We start from the raw sequence: 25,121 nt of genomic DNA, 5'->3' as shown, positions 1-25,121 counted from the left end.
TCTGGATCTAGTCCAGGGGCACGGTCCATCGCAGCCGGGTTCCTCCGCCTTCTGCGGTGGTGACCTCGAAGGATCCGCCCAGTCGTCGCGCGCGGTCCTCCAGGTTGCGCAGCCCGCTCCGCCTTCCTGAATCGGGAACTCCAACCCCGTTGTCCGTCACGATCAGGGTGAGCAGCCGGGCCTCGTTGCGTACGGTCACATCGGCGCGGGAGGCCTTCGCGTGGCGGACGACGTTGGACAGCGCCTCACGCAGGACGGCCAGCAGGTGCTCGGCGATGGCCGGGGACACCTCGGTGTCCAGCCTGCCCTCCAGGCTCAGGCCGGGCATGAAGCCAAGGTGACCGCGTGCCCCCTCCACGAGGTCGACGACCTGCGCCCGAAGGCTCGGCGCGCTCTCCTCCCGGGGCGTCTGCAGCGCGAAGATGGTCGATCGGATCTGCCGGATGGTGGTGTCCAGCTCGTCGATCGCGCTCTGCACCCTCGATGAGGCCTCCGGCCGTTCGACCAGCCGGACCGCGCCCATCAGCGTCATGGCGACCGCGAACAGCCGCTGGATCACGACGTCGTGCAGGTCTTTGGCGATGCGGTCGCGGTCCTCGAGCAGTCCCAGCCGCTCGGCGTTCTTCCTCGTCTCGGCGAGTTCCAGCGCGACAGCGGCCTGCCCTGCGAAGGCGTGGAACATCTCCACCTCCGAGAGGCTGAACGGCATGCGCCCGTGGCGCTTGCCCAGCCACAGCACGCCGCGCACCGCCCCCGCCCGGCCGATCGGCACCACCGCGACCGGGCCCACCGGAAGGTCCTCTTCCACGTCGGTCCCGGCCTCGTCATCGGCCGAGTCGGTCGTCATGCGCGGCTCCCCGCTCAGGAAGGCCCGCCCGGCCAGGGTGCCGGAGACCGGAATCTCCCGGCCGATCACCTTCGCGTCGGCGGGGGTGTCCTGATCCGCGCTCTCCTCGACGGTGCACCGCAGCGTCTCGCCGTCGTCGCCGGGCAGCAGGACCGTCACGACGTCGGCCTCCGCCATCTCACGAGTCCGGCGGGCCATCAGCGCGAGCACCTCCTCCGGTTCCGCGCCGGACAGCAGGCGGGTCGTGACCTCGGACGACGCCTTGAGCCAGGTCTCCCGGCGGCGGGTGTCCTCGTACAGGCGGGCGTTCTCGATGGCGACACCGGCGGCGGTGGCCAGGGCGACGACGACGGCCTCGTCGTCCTCGTCGAACTCCTCTCCTCCGCGCTTCTCGGTGAGGTAGAGGTTGCCGAACACCTCGTCGCGCACCTTGATCGGTACGCCGAGGAAACCGCCCATGGGCGGGTGGCCGGGCGGGAAGCCGTACGACTCGGGGTGCTCGGAGATGTCGGCGAGCCGCAGGATCTGCGGGTCCTTGATGAGCAGCCCGAGCAGGCCCAGACCATGCGGCCAGTGCTCGATCCGGGTGATCTCCTCCTCGGTCAGACCCACCGGGACGAACTGGACAAGCGTGTTCTCCTCGCCGATCACGCCCATCGCGCCGTAGCAGGCGTCGACGAGGGTCGTGGCGGTCTCGACGATCCTGCGCAGGACCGTCTCCAGGTCCAGATCACTGCCGACCGAGACGACCGCGTCCAGCAGGGCGTGCACGCGATCACGAGTGGCCAGCACCGCCTGCAGCCGGCCCTGCAACTCGGAGAGCAGGTCGTCCAGCCGCATGTGAGGGAGCAGCGAACGGGGCTCGTCTTCCTTCATACCGGAAGTTTCCCATTCCGTACCGCCGGTCTCCACAGCGAAGCGGCCTAGTCCCGTTCCTCGACCGCCTCGTGTACCACGCGGGTGGTCTCGTCAGATGTCCGAGTGTTCATGAGCGTCCCCCTCTGTTCGGTGGCCGGGCCGCTACCGCCCGGTCAGAGGAGCGGTGGGGCGATCAGCAGGTCGTCGATCTCGAACGCCAGATCCGCATCCACCTCGATGACGCCGTCGACTCCGCGAACCGCGTGCAGGAACGGCCGGATCTGCGATCGCCGGCCGACCTTTCCCCGCATCGTGACCATCCCGGCCTCGACGACGATCTCCAGGTCGGCCGTGTCCACCGCCATCCGGTCGGCGATCTCATCGATCTCGGACCGCATGTCCGTCGCCGGCCGGGCGAACACGCGCAGCAGGTCACCCTGGTGCACGGTCCCGACGATGCGGCCGCTCATGGGATCGATCACGGGAAGCTGCTTGATCCGGTTGCGGTGCATCAGCCTCGCCGCGTCACGGACAGGGGTTCCCCCGGTCACGGTGATCGCCGGAGTGCTCATGATCTCACTGGCGGTCGTGCCCGCCGCCTTGCGGTGCTCGGTCCGCGTCCTCCGGCTCTCGAACAGGCTCCCACCGGTGTCGATCTCCTTGAGGAGGATGTCGTCCTCAGACACCACGCCAACCGGCCGCCGGTCGGCGTCGATCACTGTGACGGCGCCCACCTTGAACCGCCTCATCGTGTCGACGAGGTCGGCGAACGACGCGTCCATGCGAACGGCGATCGCCACCTTCCCCATGACGTCCTTCACCTTCATGCCCATCAGGACTTCCTCCCATCCGTGTCAGTACCAGCGTCTCCGTCGGCGTGCTGCCTGGTCAGCGGTGAAGGTCCCGACAGGGCGGGACTTTCGACCGCACTTGCGGGGGAAAGAACGGTTCAAACTGGAGCGGCCAGACGCGGGAAGGCGGAGGGAGCCGACATGCACAAGAAGGTGCGGGACGTGATGACCCGGGAGGTCGCCTCGGTCAACGGCAGCACGCCGTTCCGGGACATCGCCGAGGTGCTCATCGCGCACGAGGTGAGCGCGGTGCCGGTGGTGGACGGCGAGGGCCACGTCATCGGTGTGGTGTCGGAGGCCGACCTGCTCCGCAAGGAGGAGTTCCGTGAGCAGTACTACCAGGAGGGCTACCGCCCGCCGCTGCGTGCGCGGCTGCGGAGTCTCACCGCCCTTCCCGGCGCCGGGGCCGGGGAGAAGGCCCTCGGCGAGACGGCGGCCGAGCTGATGACCGCCCCGGCCGTCACGATCAGGCCGTACACGAGCGTGGTGAACGCGGCGCGCCTGATGGCCGAGCGCGGGGTCAAACGCCTGCCGGTCGTCGACGACGACGGGCGGTTGGAGGGCGTCGTCAGTCGGCACGACCTGGTCAAGATCTTCACCCGGTCCGACGACGACATCGTCGGCGAAATCCGTGCGGAAATTCTCGACGACGCGCTGTGGACCGACACCTCGGGGGTCGAGGTACGCGTGACCGACGGTGTGGTGACGCTCAGCGGGATGATCCCCCGTCACGCCGACGCGCGGATCCTCATGCGGATGGCCGAGCGGGTCAACGGAGTGATCGACGTGATCGACATGCTGACCTGGCAGGAGGACGACCCCGGCGGACCAGGCGGCCGGTGATCGTCCCCCTGTCCCAGGTGGGACACGGTCCGATCCGCTACCGTCCGCGTACGACCACCAGGGGGCACCTGGCGTGCTGGAGCACCGCCTGGCTCACCGAGCCCAGCAGCAGCCCCGCGAGGTTCCCGCGCCCGCGTGAGCCGACGACCAGCAGGTCTGCGCCGTCCGAGGCCTGGCCGAGCACCTCGACGGGATGTCCCCGGACGACCTCCTCGACCACCTCGACGTCCGGGTAGCGCCCCCGCCGGCCCGCCAGCGCCTCGTTGAGCAGGCGCGTCTCGCCCCGCTCGACATCGAGGTCGTCGGGCATGGGGACGAAGCCGCCGCCCGCCTCGAACCAGGTCCAGGCGTGCACCGCGCGCAGGCGCGCCCCCCGCAGCGCGGCCTCGGCGAAGGCGAAGTCGAGCGCGGCCGCACCGATCGGCGAGCCGTCCACGCCGACCACCACCTCACCGCGCGGCGGCACGGGCACGTCTCGTACGATCACGACGTCGCACGGGGCCTGCCCCGCCACGCCGTACGCGACCGAGCCGAGCAGCAGCCCGCGGAAGCCGCCGAGTCCGTGGTCGCCCACCACGAGGAGGTCGGCCTTGGCCGCGGCCTCGATCAGCGCGCTCCGGGGATCCCCCGGTAGATGGGCGGAGTCCACTTCCACCTCGGGCGACGCGCGCCGCGCCCGGTCGACGGCCGCGGCAAGCGCCGTGTCCGCGCCCTCGCGCATCCACCTGGCGACCCCGGCGTAGCGGCCGCCCTCGTCACTCTCACCGCTCTCGAGGACCCAGCGCGGGATCGCGTGAACCACACGCAGCGGGACGCCGCGCAGCACCGCCTCCCCGGCGGCCCAGGCCGTGGCCTCCAGTCCGGCCTGCGAGCCGTCGATCCCAACGACGATCATGACGCCCCTCCTGTCTCCGTCACCGGCGTCTGTCTGTCGATGACATCCTGCCCCGCCGCGTTCGGGTAGCGGCGAAAGTCCCAGGCGCCCGGGACCATGAGCAGCAGATCAAGGCCAGTGGATCGCGGGGAGTGGCTCACAGTGATGTCAGGGCAGGCGTCCGACATGGGCGAGGGCCTGCTTCAGCAGGACGTCCTGCCCGCCGGACATCTCACCCAGCACCATCGGTGACGCGGCCTCCTCGGGGGTGAACCACACCAGGTCGAGCGCGTCCTGGCGGGGCCGGCAGTCCCCCGCGACGGGCACGACGTACGCCAGGGACACCGCGTGCTGCCTCGGGTCGTGGTACGGCGTGACGCCCGCCGTCGGAAAGTACTCGGCGACGGTGAACGGCTGAGGAGAGGCCGGGATGCGGGGCAGCGCCACCGGGCCGAGGTCCTTTTCCAGGTGGCGCAGGAGGGCGTCGCGGACCCGCTCGTAGTGGAGCACCCGTCCGGACACGAGGGCCCGGCTGACCGTCCCGTCCGATCCGATGCGCAGCAGCAGGCCGACACGGGTGACCATCCCAGTGTCGTCGACTCGCACCGGTACGGCGTCGACGTACAGGATCGGCATCCGCGCGCGCGTCGACTCCAGCTCTTCTCGAGAAAGCCAACCAGGCGTGGTTTCGGTCATTTCGGTCACCAGTCGATCCTACGTGTCGGCCACGCCCCGGCGCCCGCGTACCGCGGAGATGCCGGACGGCTCAGCGGACGGGCAGGCCGGTGACGGCGTCTCCCAGGACAGCTCCTCGAAGGCGACCGCCGGCCCGAGCTTGGCGCGGCCTCCTGGATGACCGGCCAGGGCACTCGTCCACCGATCACAGTCACATGGCGGCGTGCCGCTCCAGGAAGGCGTAGAGATCGGCCTCGTCCACACCCGGGAACGACCCCGGCGGCAGCACGGTCAGCACGTGCGAGTTGGCCCGCGCCGACGGCCAGGCGTACCCCTCCCAGCGCTGGGCGAGCTCGGCCGCCGGCCGCCGGCAGCAGTCGCCGCCCGGGCACTTCGACTGCGTCCGTGCCGTCGTCTCCCGGCCGCGGAACCAGCGCGACTCCTTGTACGGCACGCCGAGCGTGATGGCGAAGTCCTTCTCCTGGGACGGGTCGACGTGGGCGACGCAGAAATACGTCCCGGTGGGCGAGTCCGAGTACTGGTAGTACAGCGAGAAGCGGTCGGGCGAGCGGAACACCTGCCGTCCCGACCACTGCCGGCACATCCGCTGCCCCTCGATCGCCCCCCGCTCGTCCGCGGGGAAGACGATGCCGTCGTTCTCGTAGGCCTTGTAGATGATGCCGTCGGCGTCGTTGCGGACGAAGTGGCAGACCAGGTCGAGGTGGCGGGTGGCGAGGTTGGTGAACCGGTGCGCCGCCATCTCATAGGAGACGGCGAACACGTCGCGCAGGTCCTCCACCGACAGCGCCCGGTCCTGCTTGGCCTCGCACAGGTACGGCACGGCGGCGGTCTCCGGCACGAGCACGGCGGCCGCGAAGTAGTTGGCCTCGACCCGCTGACGCAGGAAATCGGCGAAGTCGCGGGGCCTGTGGTGCTGTAGCGCGAAGTGGCCGAGCGTCTGCAGCAGGACGGTGCGCGGGCTGTGCATGCCGCCGAGATGCTCGCGCTTGAGGTAGATCCGCCGGTTGCGCAGGTCGGTCACCGACCTGGCCGAGCGCGGCAGGTCCTGAACGGTGTGCACGGTGAACCCGAAGTGCGACACCAGCGCCTGCACCGTGCTCTCCGACAGCGCGCCCGCGCGGTAGCCGACGGCGGCGAGTGCCTCGGCAGCGGCCTTCTCGATCTCCTCGAAGTAGTTGCCCAGCTCGCGCTGCTTGCGCCGGAGTTCGACGTTGGCCGCCCGCGCCTCCTCCGGCGTGGCCGTGCCCTTGGCCTCCCTGGCCTTGAGCTCCTGAAAGAGCCCGAGGATGTGCTCGATGACGTCGTTGGGCACGCGCGCGGAGACCTTGAGCCGGCTGAGCCCGATGGCGGAGTAGAGCGGATCGCGCTGCGCCTCCTCCAGCGCGATCTCGAGCTGGGCCCGGCGGTTGGGCGCCTGCCTGCGCAGCAGTTCCTCGACCGGCACGTTCAGCGCGGCCGCCAGCGACTTCAGCAGCGACAGCTTCGGCTCGCGCTTGCCGTTCTCCAGTAGTGAGAGCTGGCTCGGCGCCCGGCCGACCCGCTCGCCGAGCTCGGTCAGCGTGAGACCGCGCTGCCTGCGGAGGTGCTTGAGCCGCTGGCCGAAGGCCAGGAGGTCGAGCTCCTGCGTCAAAGACAGCGGTTCTTCGCCAAGAATCGAGGCCATAGACCGATCCTAGGCGGAAAAACCCGAGATCTTCCACCGGGTAATGGTCCATACCATTCCGCGTGGTCTAGTCCATTAGGAAAACTCTTCATTTCTTCTCACTCGAATACTGGCTGGTATTGCTTGATTAGGAAATTTTTGCATTCTTTCGAGAAGTTTGTCCTTGTCGATCTCTATCCCGGGCAACAGACTCGGTAGCAAGCCCCAGGTGACGACAGAACACGCAACAAGGGAGTGACCGGGACATGTCGGATCGCATCGCCGCTGCCGCCCAGCAGTTGCAGCAGGAGTGGGACACCAACCCCAGGTGGAAGGGCACTGAGCGGACCTACACCGCCGAGGACGTCATCCGGCTGCGGGGCTCCGTCCAGGAGGAGCACACGCTGGCCCGGCTCGGCGCCGAGCGGCTCTGGCATCTCCTCAACACCGAGGACTACGTCAACTCGCTCGGCGCGCTGACCGGCAACCAGGCAGTGCAGCAGGTGAAGGCGGGCCTGAAGGCGATCTACCTGTCCGGCTGGCAGGTCGCGGCCGACGCCAACCTGAGCGGGCACACCTACCCGGACCAGAGCCTCTACCCCGCCAACTCGGTCCCCGCCGTGGTCCGGCGGATCAACAACGCGTTGCTGCGCGCCGACCAGATCAGCTGGTCGGAGGGCGACGAGACCGTGCCGCACTGGCTGGCCCCGATCGTGGCCGACGCCGAGGCCGGCTTCGGCGGCGTGCTCAACGCGTTCGAGCTGATGAAGGGGATGATCGCCGCGGGCGCGGCGGGCGTCCACTGGGAGGACCAGCTCGCCTCCGAGAAGAAGTGCGGCCACCTGGGCGGCAAGGTCCTGGTCCCGACCGGCCAGCACGTCAAGACCCTCAACGCGGCGCGTCTGGCGGCCGACGTCGCGGGCGTCTCCACCCTGGTCATCGCGCGGACCGACGCCCAGGCCGCGACGCTGTTGACCAGCGACGTCGACCCCCGTGACCAGGCCTTCGTCACCGGCGACCGCACCGCCGAGGGCTTCTACCGAGTCCGGGGCGGGGTGGAGGCCTGCGTCGCCCGCGGTCTCGCCTACGCGCCGTACGCCGACCTGCTGTGGATGGAGACCTCCACCCCCGACCTGGACGTGGCCAGGGAGTTCGCCGAAGCGATCAAGGCCCGGTACCCCGACCAGATGCTCGCCTACAACTGCTCGCCGTCGTTCAACTGGAAGAAGCACCTCGACGACTCCACGATCGCGAAGTTCCAGCGGGAGCTCGGTCACATGGGGTACAAGTTCCAGTTCATCACGCTGGCCGGCTTCCACTCGCTGAACTACTCGATGTTCGACCTGGCCAGTGGCTACGCCGAGGAGGGCATGACGGCCTACGTCGGGCTGCAGGAGGCGGAGTTCGCCGCCGAGCGGCGCGGCTACACCGCCACCCGCCACCAGCGCGAGGTCGGCACCGGATACTTCGACCTGGTCAGCACGGCCATCGCGCCGGACTCCTCGACCACGGCCCTCAAGGGCTCAACCGAGGAGTCGCAGTTCGCCGAGGCTCACTAACTCGCACGCGACGAAGCGCACAAGCAGGTCGAAACCGGCCCCGCCGCGGCACCCGCAGGTCACTCCCGGATCTGACGGCCCCCGGCGGGGCCTCCTCACAGGCGCAGCGCGCGGGCGTACCACCGGCCGTCGATCGTGTCCAGCCGCAGCCGCCGTCCGAAGCAGGCGGAGAGGTTGGGCCCGGTCAGCACCTCGTCCACCGGACCGGCCGCGATGATGCGCGTGTCCTTCATCAGCAGCGCGTGGGTGGTGGTCGCCGGCACCTCCTCCAGGTGGTGCGTGACCAGCACGGTCGTCAGGCCGGGCCGGACGGCGGCGAGATCCTCCAGCGCCTCGATCAGATCCTCGCGGGCGGGCAGGTCGAGACCCGCGAACGGCTCGTCAAGCAGCAGGATCGCCGGGTCGGCCATCAGCGCCCGGGCCACCCGGATCCTGGCCCGTTCCCCCTGTGAGCACACATGGAACGGCCGGTCCGCCAGGTCCTTGCAGCCGAGGTCGGCCAGCAGTCGCTCGGCGCGCTCCCGCTCGGCTTCGCCGTACCTGTCCCAAAGCGGCGCACTCGTGCCGGTATGCCCGGTGAGTACGACCGTGAGCGCGGTGGCCGCCTCCTCCTCGAGCAGGGCCTCATCGACGAGCCGCTGACTGGCCGCGACCAGACCGACGCACCGCCGCAGTTCCCGCAGGTCGACCCGGCCGAGCCGCCGGCCGAGCACCGTGGCGGTCCCCGAGCTCGGATGGCGTACGGCTGCCGCCACCGACAGCATGGTCGTCTTCCCCGCGCCGTTGGGCCCGAGGATCACCCAGTGCTGGCCGTACTCGACCCGCCAGTCGGCCTCGGAGACCAGCGTCCGGCCGACCACGCGGATGGTCACGTCGTTGAGTTCGAGAGCTGCGTCCACCGACCAAGGATGCATCAGATCGCCGCCCGCTCACCGGGCCGGGAACTCAGGCGGCGGCTTCGGCGTCGGAGAGGACGGCGCCGGCCCGGCGGGACTCGACGGCGTCGAAGAAGCGGGAGATGTGCTTGAACACCATGCGGGCCTCGGGGAGCACGTCGGCGAGGATCGCGAAGACGTGGGGCATCCGGCGCCACTCCTCGTAGGTCACCGGCACGCCGTTCTCTCGCGCGCTCAGCGCGACCCGTTGGCCCTCCTCGCGCAGCACCTCCGTGGAACCCGTCACGATCATCAGTGGGGGGATGCCGGTGTAGTCGCCGTACACGGGGGATACGAGGGGGTCGCAGGGGTCGAGGCCGTCGGTCCAGCGGCGGGCGAGCCAGTCCACGCGCCCGGCGGGGAGCATGGGGTCGCTCCAGTGGTTCACCCGGCTGCGCGAGTTGCTCAGGTCGCTCCAGGGGGACAGGCAGACGCCGGCGGCCGGCAGCGGCATGCCCCTGTCGCGCAGGGCGAGCAGGCTGGCCAGGGTGAGGTGGCCCCCGGCGGAGTCGCCGGCCAGCAGGATGTCCTCGGGGGCGTAACCACGCTCGAGGAGGCACTCGTACGCGGCGAGCGCGTCGGAGAGCGACTCGGCGAGCGTGTGGACCGGACCCTGCCGGTAGTCGAGGGAGAGCACCGGCCGGTCGGCCGTGAGCGACAGCCGCCAGGTGATCGGGCGGTGGGTGGCCGCCGAGCAGACGAAGTACGCCCCGCCGTGGAAGTAGAGCAGGACCTTGCCCTCGTCCAGGCCGTCTCCGGCGCGTACCCACTCGCCGGAGCAGGCGCCGAACTTCTCCTGCTCGATGGTCACGTGGTTGGGCAGGATGCCCGGCACACGCTCACCCAGGCCCATCACCCGGCTGGCGAGCGCCATACCGGTGGTGTTGCGTAGGAGGAGGCTGGTCATCGGCTTCATCGTCCCCCGGAGCAGCCCGTTGAGGGCGGCCGCCTGCCAGCTGACGGGGTACTCGGGATGAACATCACGATTCAGCTCGTTACCCATTCAAACCTCCCAAAAGGGACATTCCCACGTAGGTAACGGTTCTACCGTTCAGTATGTTTCACCCCACTCACGGGATAGTTACGGTCAGGTAACGCTCCAGGTGGGAGCCCTGGAGGCAGGGCATCGTCCCGCGCTTGCCGCTGCCCAGGAAAGCGCTCAGCAATCAAGTGCGCCGCCCAATGCGACGATTTACGATCTTCCCCGGCTTCTTTACAAAGTAGATCATAAGCCGCTCCGGAAGCGGCTCGACGAGCCGGCCGTCAGTAGCCGAGGCCCTCCTCGTACTCCTCGACATCCTCGTCCCCGCTCCGGCGCGCCCAGCGGGACGGCATGAGCACCGGGAGGAACAGTGCGAGGCCGAGCATGGCGTAGACGCCGCTGGACAGCAGCGTGAGCATCCCGTCCGCCGCCTGGGCCAGTTCCCGCTGCACGGAGGCGCCCGTGGGGGCGAGCGACGCGGCCCGCGAGACGTCGAGCGCGTAGACCACGGTCCAGGCGAGCAGCGCCATCGACGGGATGAACGTCGCCAGCGGGGACACCCGGCACACCAGGACCAACCCGAGCAGCAGACCCACCGCCACCATCACACCGATCGCGATCAGCATGCGGGGGTCCTTGATCGGATCGACGTTCTGGACCGCGCCGCGGATCGCCTCCTTGGAGGCCCATCCACCGCCGAGGAGAAGGGCTGCCGCGACGAAAACGCCCAGCAGCAGCCCGAAGAAGTGCCGCATGCACACCACCTAGTGAGAGGTCCGCGGCAACATTAGCGACAAACCCCCGCGAACGGGAGCAACTTAGGCCGTTATGTCCTTGGATGTGAAGCGGGACCACGCGACAGCGCCGAAGATCGCCACGTACACGCCGAAGGTCAGCAGCCCTCGGCCCATCTCGTCCAGCGCCGTCGGATCACACAGCACCCCGGCGAAGGCGCTGATCGTCCGGTTCCTTTCCGTGATATACGGCTGATCAGCGACTGCCGGGGCTGGTTAGGGATAACCGATTCACTGTTTCTGGAGCGCTCCAAAAGTGGTGAATCACGCCGCCGATCCCCGCTCTGTCATCGTCAGGAAGTCCTGCGCCATGGCCGGGAGCCTGCGCCGGGTGTGCACCATGGCGATGACCTTCTTGATCGACGGGTCGAGCGAGCGCACCACCAGCCCGGCCCGCTCAGCACGCTCCGCCATGCCTCGATACCACAGCAGCGAGGCACTCCCCTCGCCTACGGCACGCAGCCAGCCGCGGCGTTCGTCCGACTCCACCGCCGCCACGGGACGGACGCCGTACGCCACGAAGATCTGGTCGAACTCCCGGCGCCGGGCGGTCCCCCGGGCCGGCAGCACGAGCCGCATCCCGTTCAACCTGGCCATCGGCACCGGGTCGGGCAGGTCCGTGCCGGGAGGCGAGATCAGCACGATCTCCTGCCGTTCGAACGGCCGGCTGACCAGGTCGGCCGGCACCGGCAGGTCGGTCAGGCCGAGGTCGGCCCGCTGCTCGCGGACCGCGTTCACCACGTCCTCCCGCCCCTCGCACCGCACGATCTGCACGCGGATCTCCGGATGCTGCGAGACGTACGCGGGCAGCAGGCGTCCGGCGAGGCCCGGCTCCAAACTCGGGGTCGCGGCGATACGCAGATCAGCCCCTGGCAACCCGGACTGCCGGGCGAGCGACTCGATCTCCTTCACCGCCCCTAGTGCCTCTTGGGCGAGTTTGACCACCTGGCGTCCCTGTGCGGTCACGACGACTCCTCTGCCCGAGCGCGCGAAAAGCGTCAACCCGAGCTCGCGTTCCAGATCCCGGATCGCCCGGGAAAGCGCGGGCTGCGCGATGTAAAGGGATCTGGCCGCGTCAGTCATGGTGCGGTGCTCCGCTGTGGCGACGACGTAACGGAGCTGCTGCAGATTCATGCGAAAAACGCTAAGGCAGATGGGCCAAACGATTCCGGAACATTACCGAGATCACTTCACTCGATTACGTATCGTACGCGGACATGTGCGTCATCCACCACTGATCGGGAAATCAGTATGCTTTCGCCTCGAATCAGTAAAGGGGGCAAAGTCTTGGCGTCGCAGTACCCTCCTCCTCCACCGCCGCCACGCGGGCGTGCGCCGTACCCGGCCGGGCCGCACCCGCCGGCCGCACCGTACCCGACCGCCCAGCCTCCGCCCGCGCCGTACCCGCCCGCGCAGTATCCGCCTCCCGCGCCGTCACAGCCCGGGCCGCCACCCGGCTGGACGCCGAACCAGGGCTACCAGGAGTCGGACACGCGGCCGAAGGCGTACCAGTGCAACACCTGGGTCATGGGCTCGTCCTACGTGTCCTGACGTTACGCCGCAGCTATCTGGCTTATGTCAATCTTGTCCAGATATGGGGACTAGAATCCCTAGCCAGGTTTCACGGAGGGATGGAGAGCGGTGAACCATGCGCGGCGAGGGGCCTGCTGACCCGGCTGACGGCCCGGAACGCGCGGCGCGCCGGAGCGCGGGCCGATCATCGGCCAGGAGGCGAACGGCGGGCAGGAACGCGGAGCGGGCCGACGGAGGCCCCGACACGTCACAGACCCCCGACACGTCACAGGTCTCCGACCTGTCACAGACCCGCGACATGTCACAGACACAGCCGCGGCCGCGTCCCCGTCGGAGGCCCCAGCAGGAACCCCAACAGGGCCTCCACCAGGGTCCCCAGCAGGGCACGGGGCAGGGTGGCGAGTCCCGGCAGACACCGCAGGCATCCCCGCCGCGAGGGCAAGAACAGCGCGGGCAACGACAACACGGGCAACGCACCGACGGCCAGGACGGACAGGGACGACACGGGCCAGGGCAGCGCGGGCAGGGACGACGCGGGCAGGGGCAGCGGAGCCCGGATCCCCGCCAGGGGTCCCGATCACGCGGTCCCGGGCAGGGCCCCGCGGCGCGCGGTCCCCGTTACGCCCGGCCGCTCACCACCGCTTCGCTGATCGGCTGGACCGCGCTGTCCGCGCTGGTCCCCGGTGCCGCCCACCTGCGGGCGGGCCGGCGCCGCCTCGGTTTCGGGCTGCTGGCCGCCTTCGGTGTGGTACTGGTCGCGATCGTGCTGTACGGCCTGCGGTTCACCGGCGACGCGGGCGCGGTCATCAGGTCGAGCACGCTCACAACGATCATGATCGGCTCCGGGGTGTGCGCGCTCGCGTGGTTCACCCTGATGGTCCTGTCCTACGTCACGCTGCGTCCCAGGCGTCTGTCCCAGAACGGCCAGATCGTGTCCGGCATCGTCGCCGGAGTGCTGTCGGTGTCGGTGATGGCGCCCTTCGCGCTGACCGCGAGCGCGGTCAAGGCCGTGGGCGAGACGCTCGACGCGATCACGGCCCCCTCGGACGGCAGCGGACCGACGCCCGTTCCGATCAGGGCCGAAGACCCGTGGAACGGGCGCAAGCGGATCAACTTCCTCCTGATCGGCGGAGACGCGGCGGGCAACCGGGAGAGCGTGCGCACCGACTCCATGACCGTGGCCAGCGTCAACCTCGCCACCGGCAACACCGTGCTGTTCAGCCTGCCGCGCAACCTGCAGTACGTCCGCTTCCCCCCGAGCAGCCCGCTGCACAAGCAGTTCCCCGACGGGTTCACCGCCGAGCAGGGCCTGCTCAACGCCGTCTGGTACTACGCGGACAACAATCCGCAGGTGATGGGCGGGAAGAACCGGGGAGCACAGGCACTCAAGGACGCGATCGGGTACACGCTCGGCCTGAAAATCGACTACTACGCGATGGTCGACATGTTCGGCTTCGCCCGGCTGATCGACGCGATGGGCGGCCTGCGGATGCGCGTCGAGCGGGACATCAAGTGGGGTGGGCACTTCGGCACCGCCGGCACCATCAAGGCGGGCTACCGCAGGCTGACCGGCGAAGAGGTGCTCTGGTACGGACGGTCCCGGGTGGACAGCGACGACTTCTCCCGGATGAGCCGGCAGCGCTGCGTCATCGGCGCGCTCGCCCAGCAGGCCAACCCGGCGACCGTGCTCACCAACTTCACCAAGATCGCCGGTGCGACCCGGCACATGTTCCGTACGGACATCCCGCGCGACTTGCTGGAACACCTGGTGCCGCTCGGCCTGAAGGCGAAGGACGCCAAGATCACCAGCTTGCAGTTCGTGCCGCCGCTGGTCTGGCCGGGCAACCCGAATTGGGACAAGATCAGGGCGCTCACTCTGAAGGCAATCCGCGAGTCCATGACCGACCGTCGCACGGTCGCGGCGAAGGCGTCCCCCTCGGGCGTCCCTGCGACGGCGGGCGCGGCCACGCCACAGGTCTCGGCGAACCCCTCGCCGTCCAGGAGCCGGCTGATCACGCAGCCGACGCGGACCCCGACGCCGAACGACGACAGGGAGGCCAAGGGCCTCGATGAACTGTGCGGTTTCTGACTCGCCCTGACCCGCTCTGACCCGCTCTGACTAGCTCTGACCCGCTCCGACTAGCTCTGGCCCGCTTTGAGCGGGTCTGAGCGGCTTATGGGCGGTTTCCGGACGACTTCGCGGCGACGCGTGCCGGTTGATCATCGGAATGAGTGGACGCGGCTTTTCCCGTGGAGGAAGGTGGTGACAACACGTCACGGCACAGATACGGAGTGAATCGACATGCGCGTTCTCATCCAGCTCCGCCCGTCGCCCGACCTGGTCGCGGCGGTCGCCGACCCCACCGTCGCCGTCACCGCCTCCGATGTCGCCGACGGGCTGCCGGGCGTCGTCCTCGACCACTCGTTCGCGCCCGTCGCGGTGCCCCGCCCGGTTCCCGCCACCCCCGGTGGCGACCCGCTCTCCCTCAGCCAGCCGCTGACCTTCTCGATGCGCCCGGAGGAGGCGTCCGTCGTGGTCTGCGGCGAGATCGCCGACGACGAGATCTCCACCCGTGTCTCGCTGCTGCCCATGACCCGCGGAGAGGTCGTCGCCGTCTACTCCGACCCGGTCATCGAGAGCAGCCTCACCTGTGGCGACGACCCGGCCGTCGGGGACCGGCACGACGTGGCGCGGCTGCTGCGCGTGACCGACCTGGCGGCCGAGGGGCTCGACGGCAGCGGAGTCGCCCTGGCCGTCGTCGACACCGGGATCAACGCCGCCCACGTCGAACGCGTCCTCGGGCATGACATCACCGTCGACAGGGACCGGAGCTGGAGTCCCGCCGGGGTGTCCGGAAAGCCGGGCGAGCATCCGGTCGACCACGGCACGATGTGCGCGTTCGACGCGCTCATCTCAGCGCCCAATGCGTCCCTCCTCGACATGCCGGTGCTGCTGTCGCGCCGTCGCGGCGGATCGACACTGGACGGCCTGCTCTCCGACGCGATCGCCGCGTACGCGCACCTGCGGAACGTGCTGGAGGCCCAGCCGGCCGAGTCACGTGCGCTCGTGATCACCAACAGCTGGGGGTCGTTCTCCCCGCGCTGGGACTTCCCACCCGGCAACCCGGGCAACTACTCGGACAATCCCGCCCACCCGTTCAACCTGATCATCGGCAGCCTCGCCGAGGCCGGGGCCGACATCCTGTTCGCCGCCGGAAACTGCGGCCGGGAATGCCGGGACTCCCGTTGCGCCTTCCCCGACCGGCCCATCGTGGGGGCCAACTCCCATCCCAAGGTGCTGTCGATCGGCGGCGTCGACACGAACGGGCAGCGGGTCGGCTACTCCTCTCAGGGGCCCGGCCGGCTCGCGGAACGCAAGCCGGACTTCTGCGCGTACACCCATTTCGCCGGCTCTCAGGCCTTCGGTGACGACGAACCAGACTCCGGCACCTCCGCCGCCTGTCCCGTCGCGGCCGGGCTGGTCGCCGCGGTCCGCACCCTGTGGCCGTCCGCCAAGCTGTCGGCGAGCCAGCTCAGGACACTGCTGCGCCGTACCGCCGATGATCGCAGCGACGTAGGCTATGACTACGACTACGGGTACGGCGTCGTGGACGCCGCGGGCGTCATCGCGGCCCTGCGGCGCAGGGCGGCCAAGGCCGCCTGAGCCGGTCCCGCCAACGGCCCGGGCTCGAACAGCGGGGAGCGAGATTGCGGAAAGTACTCATCACCGTACGGCTCCCGCGCGGCGCGAGCCTGGAGTCCGCGATGCGGCATCTCGATCTGGCCGAGGACGAGGTGGACGCCGGCTACGGCCTGATCCCCGTCGATCCCGCCAAGGATCTGTACGCGATGCGGGTGACCGAGGACGCGAGCCGGCGGACGGCCGGGGACCACCCGGAGGTCTCAGGACCCTACGCCGATCCCCCGATAGAACCGATGGAACCGTACGGCCGGCCCGAATGACGGCGGCGGCGCCGGCATCGTCGAGATCGACGACCGCCTTGACGCGATTCCATTGGAGCAGCAGGTCGCGAAGCTCCTCGATGACCGACCGAGACTCCTTCACCATGAAACCGCCCGTCGGGCATCAGGAGGGGACGCGGTCGGCGAGGGCCTGGCGTAGCCCCTGGATCTCGGCGCGCAGGGCGGCGACCTCGGCCAGCACCGCGGCGTCGTCCTTGCGCTCCGCCTTACGCTCCTCCCGGCTCTCCTCCTCCATCGCGCTCACGACCACGGCGATGAAGAGGTTGAGCACCACGAATGTGCAGACCAGGACGAACACCACGAAGTACGCCCAGGCCGACGGGTGGGTATCCATGAGATCCCGGGTGATGTCCGACCAGCCGTCTCCGGTCATCACCTGGAACAGCGTGAAGAGCGAGGTGGGCAGGTCGCCGAAGTACTCCGGCGCGGCCGCGCCGTACAGCTTGGTGCCCATGACCGCGGCGACGTAGAGCACCAGCCCGAGCAGCACCACGATCGAGGTCATCCCGGGGACGGCGCTCAGCAGCGCGGCGACCACGCGGCGCAGTGACGGCACCACCGAGATCAGCCGCAGGGCCCTCAGCACGCGCAGCGCTCGCAGCACCGACAGCCCGCCCGCGGTGGGCAGGAACGAGAAGCCGATGATGAGCGTGTCGAAAACGTTCCACGGGTCGCGCAGGAACCGCAACCGGTAGACGTAGCCCTTGGCGAGCAACTCGGCCACGAAGACGTACAGCGCGACATGGTCGACGAGGTGCAGTTCGATGCCGTACCGGGCGAGCACCCAGGGCGAGGTCTCGAGACCGAGGGTCGCCGCGTTGATCAGGATCACCACGATGATGAGCCGCTGGAACCGCCGCGACTCGACCACGCGGCGGACTCGCTCGCGCACACGTTCTCCTGAAGATCGAACACCTAGCTTATGTCTAGATCGCCAGGATTTTAGTGGACATACGTTCGGTCAGAAGCGCCGGGAAATGCCCGGATCGACACTCAGCCGGTGCGGTCGATGGCGTCGGCGGACAGGACCCGGTCGAGGACCATGAGCGCGCAGCCGGTGATCCCGGCGCCCGCGCCCAGGCGGCTGCGCTCGATGCGCAGGCTGCGGGTGGCGAGCTGGGTCGACCGCCGGTAGACCACTTCGCGGACGCCGGACACCAGCGGCTGGAACATCTCGGCCACGTCGCCGCCGAGAACCACCACGGACGGGTTGAGCAGGTTGACCGCGCCGGAGATCACCTCGCCCAGCCGGCGGCCGGCCTGCCGTACCACCGCCATGGTCTCGGCGTCGCCCGCCCGCACGAGAGCGGTCACGTCGGCGAGTGACCGTACCGCCCGGCCCTTGGCGCGCAGGTCGCGCAGGATGGCGGTGCCGCTGGCGACCGAGTCGACGCAGTCGAGGTTGCCGCAGCGGCAGAGCACTCCCCCGCCGTCCCTGACCGGGATGTGGCCGATCTCCCCGGCCGCCCCGAGCGCGCCGCGCAGGATGGTCCCGCCGGAGATCACGCCGGCGCCGATCCGGGTGGAGACCTTCACGAACAGCAGATCGTCGAACTCGGCCGCGTACACTGCGCGATGCTCCCCCATCGCGATGACGTTCACGTCGTTGTCGACCAGGACGGGCACGGGGAACCGCTCGGCGATGATCGGCGGGATGACCACGCCCGTCCAGCTCGCCATGACCCGGGCGCTCTCGGTGCGCCCGGCGGCGAACTCCACGGTCGCGGGGACGCCGAGCCCGATGCCGACGACGGTGTCCCGCCCGTCAAGGTCCCACCCGTTGAGCAGCTTGTCCCAGGTGTCCATGAGCAGGGGCAGCACGACATCGGGGCCGTCCTCGACGTCGATCTCCAGATCGGTGCGCACCAGCACCTCCCCGGCCAGGTCGCAGAGCGCGATCTGGGTACGGCTCGCGCCGAGCGAGGCCACCGGGACCACTCCCCCGGAGGCGGCGAAGCGCAGCCGGGCGGGCGGGCGGCCTCCCGTGGAGGGGCCTTCGGCGTCCTCCACGATGAGCCCACGCTGGAGCAACTCGGCGACCCGCGCGGTGACGGCGGGACGTGACAGTCCGGTCATGCGGCCGATGTCGGCACGCGTGACCCCCTCCCCGCTCCTGATGAGCTGGAAGACCTCACCGGCGGTCGCAAGTCGCGTCACCCCCGAAGTTAAGCACACCCACTGACCGAAGCTCAATGACTTATTCAGCATGACTTACAAAAGTAGGCTTGAAAGAACACATAACTCCCCGCTACGCTCCCTACCGTGACGAATCACGTGATCAACCGGGTCACCGACCGGATCCGCCGTCGCAGCCGGGTGAGCCGTGCCGACTACCTCGACCGGATCGGACGGGCGGGACAGGAGCTTCGCGAGCGGGGTCCGGCCCGCGGCCGCCTGGCGTGCGCCAACCTCGCGCACGGCTTCGCCGCCGCCCCGGCCGCCGACAAGCTCGACCTGCGCGGTACGGCCAAGCCCGGGGTGGCGATCGTCACCTCCTACAACGACATGCTCTCCGCGCACCAGCCGTACGAGACCTATCCGGCGCAGCTGAAGCGGGCGGTCCGCGCGGCCGGGGGCGTCGCGCAGGTCGCCGGGGGCGTGCCGGCGATGTGCGACGGCATCACGCAGGGGCGCGCCGGCATGGAACTGTCGCTCTACAGCCGCGACGTGATCGCGATGGCGACCGCGATCGCGCTGTCCCACGACATGTTCGACGCCGCACTGCTGCTCGGGGTCTGCGACAAGATCGTCCCCGGGCTGCTCATCGGCGCGCTGCGCTTCGGCCACCTGCCCGCGCTGCTCGTCCCGGCCGGGCCGATGCCCTCGGGCCTGCCCAACAAGATCAAGGCCCGGGCCCGGCAGCGGTTCGCCGAAGGCGCGATCAGCCGGGCCGAGATGCTGGAGGCCGAGGCCGCCTCGTACCACTCCCCCGGCACCTGCACGTTCTACGGCACCGCCAACTCCAACCAGCTGCTCATGGAGGTGATGGGCCTGCACCTGCCGGGTGCGACGTTCGTCAACCCGCGCACGGAGCTGCGGCACGCGCTCACCGACGCGGCGGCCCGCCGGGCCGTCGAGATCAATCCGCATGGCGGGGAGTACACCCCCATCGGCGAGGTGATCGACGAGCGGGCGATCGTCAACGCGGTCGTGGCGCTGCTGGCCTCCGGCGGCTCCACCAATCACACCATGCACCTGGTCTCCGTGGCCGCGGCCGCCGGCATCACGCTGACCTGGGACGACATGGCCGACCTGTCGAAGGTCGTGCCGCTGCTCGCCCGCATGTACCCCAACGGGCAGGCGGATGTGAACCACTTCCAGGCGGCGGGCGGGATGGCCGTGTTCATCGGGGCCCTGCTCGACGCCGGGCTGCTCCACCGCGACGTGCGCACCGTGGCAGGTCAGGGTCTGGACCGCTACCGGAGCGCTCCCGTGCTGAAGGAGGGAGAGCTGCTCTGGGAGGAACGGGCCGCCGTCCCGATCAGAGGCGGTGACGGTCTCGACGGTCTGGACGTGCGCGACGTGCTGCGCCCGGTGAGCGAGCCGTTCTCACCCGACGGCGGCATCCACATCCTGTCGGGCAACCTCGGCCGGGCCGTCAGCAAGGTGTCGGCCGTCAAGCCCGAACATCTGGTGATCGAGGCCCCGGCCCGGGTGTTCGACGACCAGCTCGACCTGCTGCGCGCGTTCGAGGACGGCGAGCTCGACGACCAGGACTTCGTCGCGGTCGTCCGCTACCAGGGCCCGCGCGCCAACGGCATGCCCGAACTGCACAAGCTGACCCCGCCGCTGGCGGTCCTGCTCGACCGGGGGCGGAAGGTGGCGATCGTCACCGACGGCCGGATGTCGGGTGCGTCGGGCAAGGTCCCCTCGGCGATCCACCTGACGCCGGAGGCCGCCGACGGCGGACCGATCGCCCTGCTCCGCGACGGCGACATGATCCGCCTCGACTCCTCGGCGGGGACGCTCACCGTCCTCGCCGACCTGTCCGGCCGCACCCTGCCCGGCGCCCCCCTGGCCGACACCACCCTGGCCGGCGCCCCGCTGAGCGACGAGCGGTGGCAGGGCACCGGGCGGGAGCTGTTCGCCGTCTTCCGTCACGCCGTCGGGCCGGCCGACCGCGGAGCCGGCGTGTTCTCGGTGAGCGCGCCGGGCAGCCGCGGGTACGCCTTCGGAAACGTCGTGGAGTCCGCGTCCCGCGCCGGCTTCGCCGAAACGCGCGCCGACGCCCCCGCGGACGCCCCGCGGAACGCCTTCGGAGACGTGGCATGAAGCTGCCCTGGCTGGTCGCCGACGTCGGCGGCACGAACGCACGGTTCGGTTTGGTGTCCCACCCCGGCGGGCAGCCGGAGGCGGTAGCCGTACTGAACGTTTCCCAGCATCTCGGCCTTGCCGATGCCGTAGCCGCCTATCTCGCAGAACATGCGGGCGGAGTTCGGCCGGGGGCCGCGTGTCTGGCGATCGCCGGACCGGTCGAGGGCGACCGCTACCGGCTGACCAACGCGGGATGGTCGGGTTCGGTGACCGAGCTGGGCATCCCGCACACGGTGCTGCTCAACGACTTCGAGGCGCTCGCGTTCTCGCTGCCGCACCTGGCGGGGGACGATCTCGTGCCGCTCGGCGGCCCGCCCCCGGTGGCCGGTCTGCCGAAGGCGGTGCTCGGTCCGGGTACGGGCCTCGGCGTCGGTGGGCTGGTGCCGTACGGCGCGCACGCCAAGGTGCCGTCCGGCGGGGGTTGGGTGCCGTTGCCCGGCGAGGGCGGGCACGTGTCGGTCCCGGCCGTGACCGACCTGGAGATCGACGTCGTCCGGGCGCTGCGCGCCGACGGCCTGCCGTACGTGGACGCCGAGCACCTGCTGTCCGGCCCCGGGCTGGCGCGGCTCCATCGGGGGCTGGCCCTGGTACGCGGGGTCGCCCCGGAGGCGCGGACCGCTTCGCGGATCGTGGCGTCGCAGCACCCGCTGTGCGTCGAGACCGTCGAGGTGTTCCTCGCGCTGCTGGGCGGGTTCGCCGGGAACGTGGCGCTCACGCTGGGCGCCCGGGGCGGCGTCTATCTGGGCGGCGGCGTGCTGCCGAGGATCGCCGGCCGGATCTCGGCGAGCGCGTTCCGGAAGCGGTTCGAGACGAGCGCCCCGGCGTTGCGCGACTATCTCTCCTCGGTCGCCACCTCGCTGATCGTCGCCGGGCAGCCGGCTCTGGCCGGGGCGGCCGCCTGGCTCGCGCAGAAGTCGTCCAGGGAAGTCATCTAATGTGGAGCCGACATGAGCCTTCTTGACCTCGCCCCCGTGGTGCCGGTCGTCGTGATCGAGGACGCCGGCACGGCGGTGCCCCTCGCCCGGGCCCTGGTGGCGGGCGGGCTGCCGGTCATCGAGATCACACTGCGCACGCCGGCCGCCGCCGACGCCATCCGGCGGATCGCCGCCGAGGTGCCCGAGGCCGTCGTCGGCGCCGGCACGGTCCGCACGCCCGATGACGTGACCGCCGCCCTCGGCGCGGGCGCGGGGTTCCTCGTCTCTCCCGGGACCACGCCGTCGCTGCTCACCGCGATGGTCGCGGCCGGCGTGCCGTACCTGCCGGGGGTGGCCACGGCGACCGAGGCGATGACGCTGGCCGAGCAGGGCGTGCGGGAGATGAAGTTCTTCCCCGCCGAGGCGGCGGGCGGGGTCGGCTACCTCAAGGCCCTGTCCGGCCCGCTGCCGGATGTCCGGTTCTGCCCGACGGGCGGGATCACACCGGCGAACGCGCGGTCCTATCTGTCCCTGTCCAACGTCGGCTGCGTCGGCGGGAGCTGGCTCACCCCGGCCGTCCTGCTGGCGGCCGGCGACTACGCCCGGATCGAGAAACTCGCCGCGGAGGCCGCCTGCCTGCGAACATCTCCGTAGACCTTCCTCAGACCTCGCCGGCCGAGCCATCCTCCCTCGGCGGTGCCGGCGGCCATGCTCGCGCCCGTAACCCGGTGTCGCGTTCATGGAAACCTGGGCCCGTGACCTTGTAACCCGGCGGTCACGGGCCCGCCCCTTTCCCGGGGGGACACCCGGTCAGCGATGAACCGCGTCACCTATGGACGAGGGGGCCCGAGCCTGTGGAGCCGCGTACGACGAGTTCGGGCTGGTAGACGAGCTCCACATGCTTGGCGGGCGTGCCGCCGATCTCCTCCAGGAGCGTCTGCACGGCGGCGGCGGCCATCGTGCGGATCGGCTTGCGCACCGTGGTCAGCGGCGGGTCGGTGAACGCCATGAGCGGCGAGTCGTCGAACCCGACCACCGACACCTCCCCGGGCACCGACAACCCGCGCTCACGTGCCGCGCGGATCGCGCCGAGCGCCATGAGGTCGCTCGCGCAGAAGACGCCGGTGCAGCCGCGGTCGAGGAGCGCGCCCGCCGCCGCCTGCCCGCCCTCGACCGAGAACAGTGAGTGCTGGATCAGTTCGTCGACGGCGGTCAGGCCGAGCAGCTGGGACATCGCCTGCCGGAAACCCTCAATCTTACGGATGACCGGGACGAACCGCCGCTGGCCCAGGGCCAGGCCGATGCGCTCGTGCCCGAGATCGACCAGGTGCTGTACGGCCAGGCGGGCCGCGAGCCGGTCGTCGGGCGAGATGAACGGCGCGGGAATCGTCTCGTTGTACCCGTCCACCAGCACGATCGGCAGGCCCCGGTCGGTGAGACGGGTGTACCGGTCCGTCCGGGCCATGGTGTCGGCGTGCAGTCCCGACACGAAGACGATGCCGGAAACCCCACGGTCCAGCAGCGTCTCGGTGAACTCGTCCTCGGGGGCGCCGCCGGGCTCCTGAGTGCACAGGATCGGGGTGTAGCCGTGCTGGGTCAGCGACTTCTCCACCGCCTGGGCGAACGCCGGGAAGATCGGGTTGCCGAGCTCGGGGATGACCAGCCCGATCAGGCCGTTGCTGCGCTGGCGCAGCCGCTGGGGGCGCTCGTAGCCCATGAGGTCGAGCACGGTCAGCACGGCCTGCCGGGTGACCGCGGAGACCCCCGCCTTGCCGTTCAGCACGCGGCTCACCGTGGCCTCGCTCACCCCTGCCTGAGCCGCGATGTCGGCGAGCCGCGTGGTGTGGTTCATGGACTCAGACCTTACCGACCGAGGTCCCACCAGGTAGCGGAGTCCGGGGCCAGCCGGACCTCTACCGGGCTTGACCTGTCCGGCCCGCCACTGGCCAGGAGCAGTTCTCCCGGGGCCGCGCCGATCCCGACCCACTCGTGCGTCATGTTCAGGACGCAGACGAAGGAGCCGCCGCGGGTGAACGCCAGCGTGCCGGGCGGACCGTCCAGCCAGGTCAGTGGGCCGTCGCCGAGGTCGGGGCGGCCGCGCCGGATCGCCAGCGCCGCCCGATACATGCTGAGCATCGACGCCCCGTCCCTGAGCTGGGCCTCGACGCTGAGGTCCCGCCACTGCGCGGGCATCGGCAGCCAGCTCTCGTAGATCCCCGGCGGGGCGAAGCCGTACGGCGGCTCCTCCGACGCCGCCCACGGGAGCGGCACCCGGCAGCCGTCGCGCCCGCTGTCGGGGTCGCGCAGCCGCTGCGGATCGCGCAGGCACTCCTCCGGAAGGTCGAGCACTTCCGGCAGGCCCAGCTCCTCCCCCTGGTAGATGTAGGCCGAGCCGGGCAGCGCGAGCATGAGCAGGGCCGCCGCCCCGGCGCGACGCAGGCCGCGCTCGCCCCCGCCGTACCGGGTGACGTGCCGCTTGACGTCGTGGTTGGACAGCACCCACGTGGAGGGCGCGCCCACCAGGCCGGCCGTACGGAGCGACTCGTCGATGACCTCGCGGAACCTGACGGCGTCCCAGGGAGTGGTGAGGAAGTGGAAGTTGAACGCCTGGTGCAGCTCGTCGGGCCGGACGTAGTCGGCCAGCCGCTCGGGGGTCGGCGCCCACGCCTCGGCGACGCCGATCCGCTCGCCCTCGTAGGAGTCGAGGATGCGCCGCCAGGACCGGTGGATCTCGTGCACGCCGTCCTGGTCGAAGTACGGCACCACGTCGGCACCGATCATCCGCACCTGGTCGGCGTGCCCGACGTCCGGCAGACCCGGCGCCTTGACCATGCCATGCGCCACGTCGACCCGGAAACCGTCGACGCCGAGGTCGAGCCAGAACCGCAGCACGTCGGCGAACTCCTCGTGCACCTCGGGGTGCTCCCAGTTCAGGTCCGGCTGCTGGGGGGCGAACAGGTGGAGGTACCACTGCCCGTCCGCGACCCGGGTCCAGGCCGGGCCACCGAAGATCGACTCCCAGTCGTTGGGCGGCAGTTCGCCGGCCACGCCCCTGCCGTCCCGGAAGATGTACCGCTCCCGCTCCGGAGCACCGGGGCCGGCCGCCAGCGCCTTGGTGAACCAGGAGTGCTGGTCGGAGGTGTGGTTCGGGACCACGTCCACGATGATCCGCAGGCCCAGCCGGTGGGCGTCGTCGATCAGCGCCCGGGCGTCCGCCAGCGACCCGAAGATCGGATCGACGTCGCGGTAGTCGGCCACGTCGTATCCGAAGTCGGCCATCGGCGACGGATAGAACGGCGTCAACCAGATCGCGTCCACCCCCAACTCGGCCAGGTAGCGCAACCGGCTGCGCACACCGAGCAGGTCACCGATCCCGTCGCCGTTGCCGTCGGCGAAACTGCGGACGTACACCTGGTAGATCACCGCGTCACGCCACCAGCGGGTGGCCGATGGGTGGGCCAATGGATGCAGAGCGACTTCGGTCATTTCTATCCC

At 70.3% G+C, this 25,121-nt stretch carries 22 protein-coding genes; 9 read left to right on the top strand and 13 right to left on the bottom strand.

Annotation, left to right across the window (positions count from 1 at the left end; genetic code table 11):
* Positions 1–7: 7 nt before the first annotated feature.
* Both Mth01_RS03565 and Mth01_RS03560 read right to left on the bottom strand, forming a co-directional pair.
* Positions 8–1,723, bottom strand: coding sequence for a sensor histidine kinase (locus Mth01_RS03565; protein ID WP_204011159.1), 1,716 nt, complete (start codon positions 1,721–1,723; stop codon positions 8–10).
* Positions 1,724–1,878: 155 nt separating this feature from the next.
* Positions 1,879–2,538: a CBS domain-containing protein gene (locus tag Mth01_RS03560; RefSeq protein WP_239089322.1), complete on the bottom strand. Its 660-nt coding sequence runs from the start codon at positions 2,536–2,538 to the stop codon at positions 1,879–1,881.
* 159 nt (positions 2,539–2,697) lie between these two features.
* Here Mth01_RS03560 and Mth01_RS03555 point away from each other — a divergent pair, with 159 nt between their 5' ends.
* The gene (locus Mth01_RS03555) at positions 2,698–3,399 is read left to right on the top strand and encodes a CBS domain-containing protein (protein WP_204011157.1); all 702 of its coding nucleotides are present in this window, start codon (positions 2,698–2,700) and stop codon (positions 3,397–3,399) included.
* A gap of 37 nt (positions 3,400–3,436) precedes the next feature.
* Here the strand turns inward: Mth01_RS03555 and Mth01_RS03550 are convergent, their stop codons facing one another.
* From Mth01_RS03550 to Mth01_RS03540, 3 genes are all read right to left on the bottom strand, one after another.
* Positions 3,437–4,294: a universal stress protein gene (locus tag Mth01_RS03550; protein ID WP_204011154.1), complete on the bottom strand. Its 858-nt coding sequence runs from the start codon at positions 4,292–4,294 to the stop codon at positions 3,437–3,439.
* 147 nt (positions 4,295–4,441) lie between these two features.
* The gene (locus Mth01_RS03545; protein ID WP_275408882.1) at positions 4,442–4,978 is read right to left on the bottom strand and encodes an NUDIX hydrolase family protein; all 537 of its coding nucleotides are present in this window, start codon (positions 4,976–4,978) and stop codon (positions 4,442–4,444) included.
* A gap of 181 nt (positions 4,979–5,159) precedes the next feature.
* On the bottom strand, positions 5,160–6,632 hold the full coding sequence (locus Mth01_RS03540; RefSeq protein ID WP_407695915.1) for a helix-turn-helix domain-containing protein: 1,473 nt from the start codon (positions 6,630–6,632) through the stop codon (positions 5,160–5,162).
* Positions 6,633–6,877: 245 nt separating this feature from the next.
* Between Mth01_RS03540 and aceA the strand changes: the two genes are divergently transcribed.
* A complete protein-coding gene (aceA, locus tag Mth01_RS03535) occupies positions 6,878–8,170 on the top strand; it encodes an isocitrate lyase (RefSeq protein ID WP_204011153.1) in 1,293 nt (430 codons plus the stop codon).
* Between the two features lie 95 nt (positions 8,171–8,265).
* Here the strand turns inward: aceA and Mth01_RS03530 are convergent, their stop codons facing one another.
* From Mth01_RS03530 to Mth01_RS03515, 4 genes are all read right to left on the bottom strand, one after another.
* Positions 8,266–9,069, bottom strand: coding sequence for an ABC transporter ATP-binding protein (locus Mth01_RS03530; protein ID WP_239089321.1), 804 nt, complete (start codon positions 9,067–9,069; stop codon positions 8,266–8,268).
* A gap of 46 nt (positions 9,070–9,115) precedes the next feature.
* A complete protein-coding gene (locus Mth01_RS03525; RefSeq protein WP_204011145.1) occupies positions 9,116–10,108 on the bottom strand; it encodes an alpha/beta hydrolase in 993 nt (330 codons plus the stop codon).
* Between the two features lie 260 nt (positions 10,109–10,368).
* Entirely contained in the window at positions 10,369–10,842 is a 474-nt protein-coding gene (locus Mth01_RS03520) for a hypothetical protein (protein WP_204011143.1), read from the bottom strand.
* Positions 10,843–11,145: 303 nt separating this feature from the next.
* On the bottom strand, positions 11,146–12,015 hold the full coding sequence (locus tag Mth01_RS03515; protein WP_204011140.1) for a LysR family transcriptional regulator: 870 nt from the start codon (positions 12,013–12,015) through the stop codon (positions 11,146–11,148).
* Between the two features lie 153 nt (positions 12,016–12,168).
* On the opposite strand from Mth01_RS03515, the gene Mth01_RS03510 reads away from it, so the two are divergent.
* The 4 genes from Mth01_RS03510 (at position 12,169) to Mth01_RS03495 (ending at position 16,377) form a co-directional block, all read left to right on the top strand.
* Positions 12,169–12,432, top strand: a complete 264-nt coding sequence (locus tag Mth01_RS03510) for a hypothetical protein (protein WP_204011137.1) — start codon at positions 12,169–12,171, stop codon at positions 12,430–12,432.
* Between the two features lie 280 nt (positions 12,433–12,712).
* A complete protein-coding gene (locus Mth01_RS03505) occupies positions 12,713–14,503 on the top strand; it encodes an LCP family protein (protein WP_204011134.1) in 1,791 nt (596 codons plus the stop codon).
* Positions 14,504–14,716: 213 nt separating this feature from the next.
* Positions 14,717–16,078: a S8 family peptidase gene (locus Mth01_RS03500; RefSeq protein WP_204011131.1), complete on the top strand. Its 1,362-nt coding sequence runs from the start codon at positions 14,717–14,719 to the stop codon at positions 16,076–16,078.
* A gap of 44 nt (positions 16,079–16,122) precedes the next feature.
* Positions 16,123–16,377, top strand: coding sequence for a hypothetical protein (locus tag Mth01_RS03495; RefSeq protein ID WP_239089320.1), 255 nt, complete (start codon positions 16,123–16,125; stop codon positions 16,375–16,377).
* Between the two features lie 124 nt (positions 16,378–16,501).
* On the opposite strand, the gene Mth01_RS03490 is transcribed toward Mth01_RS03495, so the two are convergent.
* Complete coding sequence (locus Mth01_RS03490) at positions 16,502–17,290, bottom strand: ion transporter (protein ID WP_204011127.1); 789 nt, start codon at positions 17,288–17,290, stop codon at positions 16,502–16,504.
* 101 nt (positions 17,291–17,391) lie between these two features.
* Positions 17,392–18,606, bottom strand: coding sequence for an ROK family transcriptional regulator (locus tag Mth01_RS03485; RefSeq protein ID WP_204011125.1), 1,215 nt, complete (start codon positions 18,604–18,606; stop codon positions 17,392–17,394).
* Positions 18,607–18,660: 54 nt separating this feature from the next.
* On the opposite strand from Mth01_RS03485, the gene edd reads away from it, so the two are divergent.
* The 3 genes from edd to eda are packed head-to-tail and all read left to right on the top strand — an operon-like array spanning position 18,661 to position 22,280.
* Positions 18,661–20,670, top strand: coding sequence for a phosphogluconate dehydratase (gene edd / locus Mth01_RS03480; protein ID WP_204011122.1), 2,010 nt, complete (start codon positions 18,661–18,663; stop codon positions 20,668–20,670).
* Positions 20,667–21,647, top strand: a complete 981-nt coding sequence (locus Mth01_RS03475) for a glucokinase (RefSeq protein ID WP_204011120.1) — start codon at positions 20,667–20,669, stop codon at positions 21,645–21,647. Before edd ends, Mth01_RS03475 begins: the two co-directional genes overlap by 4 nt.
* A 12-nt stretch (positions 21,648–21,659) precedes the next feature.
* On the top strand, positions 21,660–22,280 hold the full coding sequence (eda, locus tag Mth01_RS03470; RefSeq protein ID WP_204011118.1) for a bifunctional 4-hydroxy-2-oxoglutarate aldolase/2-dehydro-3-deoxy-phosphogluconate aldolase: 621 nt from the start codon (positions 21,660–21,662) through the stop codon (positions 22,278–22,280).
* Between the two features lie 172 nt (positions 22,281–22,452).
* Here the strand turns inward: eda and Mth01_RS03465 are convergent, their stop codons facing one another.
* A complete protein-coding gene (locus Mth01_RS03465; protein ID WP_204011116.1) occupies positions 22,453–23,478 on the bottom strand; it encodes a LacI family DNA-binding transcriptional regulator in 1,026 nt (341 codons plus the stop codon).
* An 11-nt stretch (positions 23,479–23,489) separates the two neighbouring features.
* Complete coding sequence (locus tag Mth01_RS03460) at positions 23,490–25,112, bottom strand: glycoside hydrolase family 13 protein (RefSeq protein ID WP_204011114.1); 1,623 nt, start codon at positions 25,110–25,112, stop codon at positions 23,490–23,492.
* Positions 25,113–25,121 lie beyond the last annotated feature (9 nt).

Source organism: Sphaerimonospora thailandensis, from assembly GCF_016863115.1.
GTDB classification, from domain to species: domain Bacteria; phylum Actinomycetota; class Actinomycetes; order Streptosporangiales; family Streptosporangiaceae; genus Sphaerimonospora; species Sphaerimonospora cavernae.
This window is presented reverse-complemented; position numbering and strand designations above follow the sequence as displayed.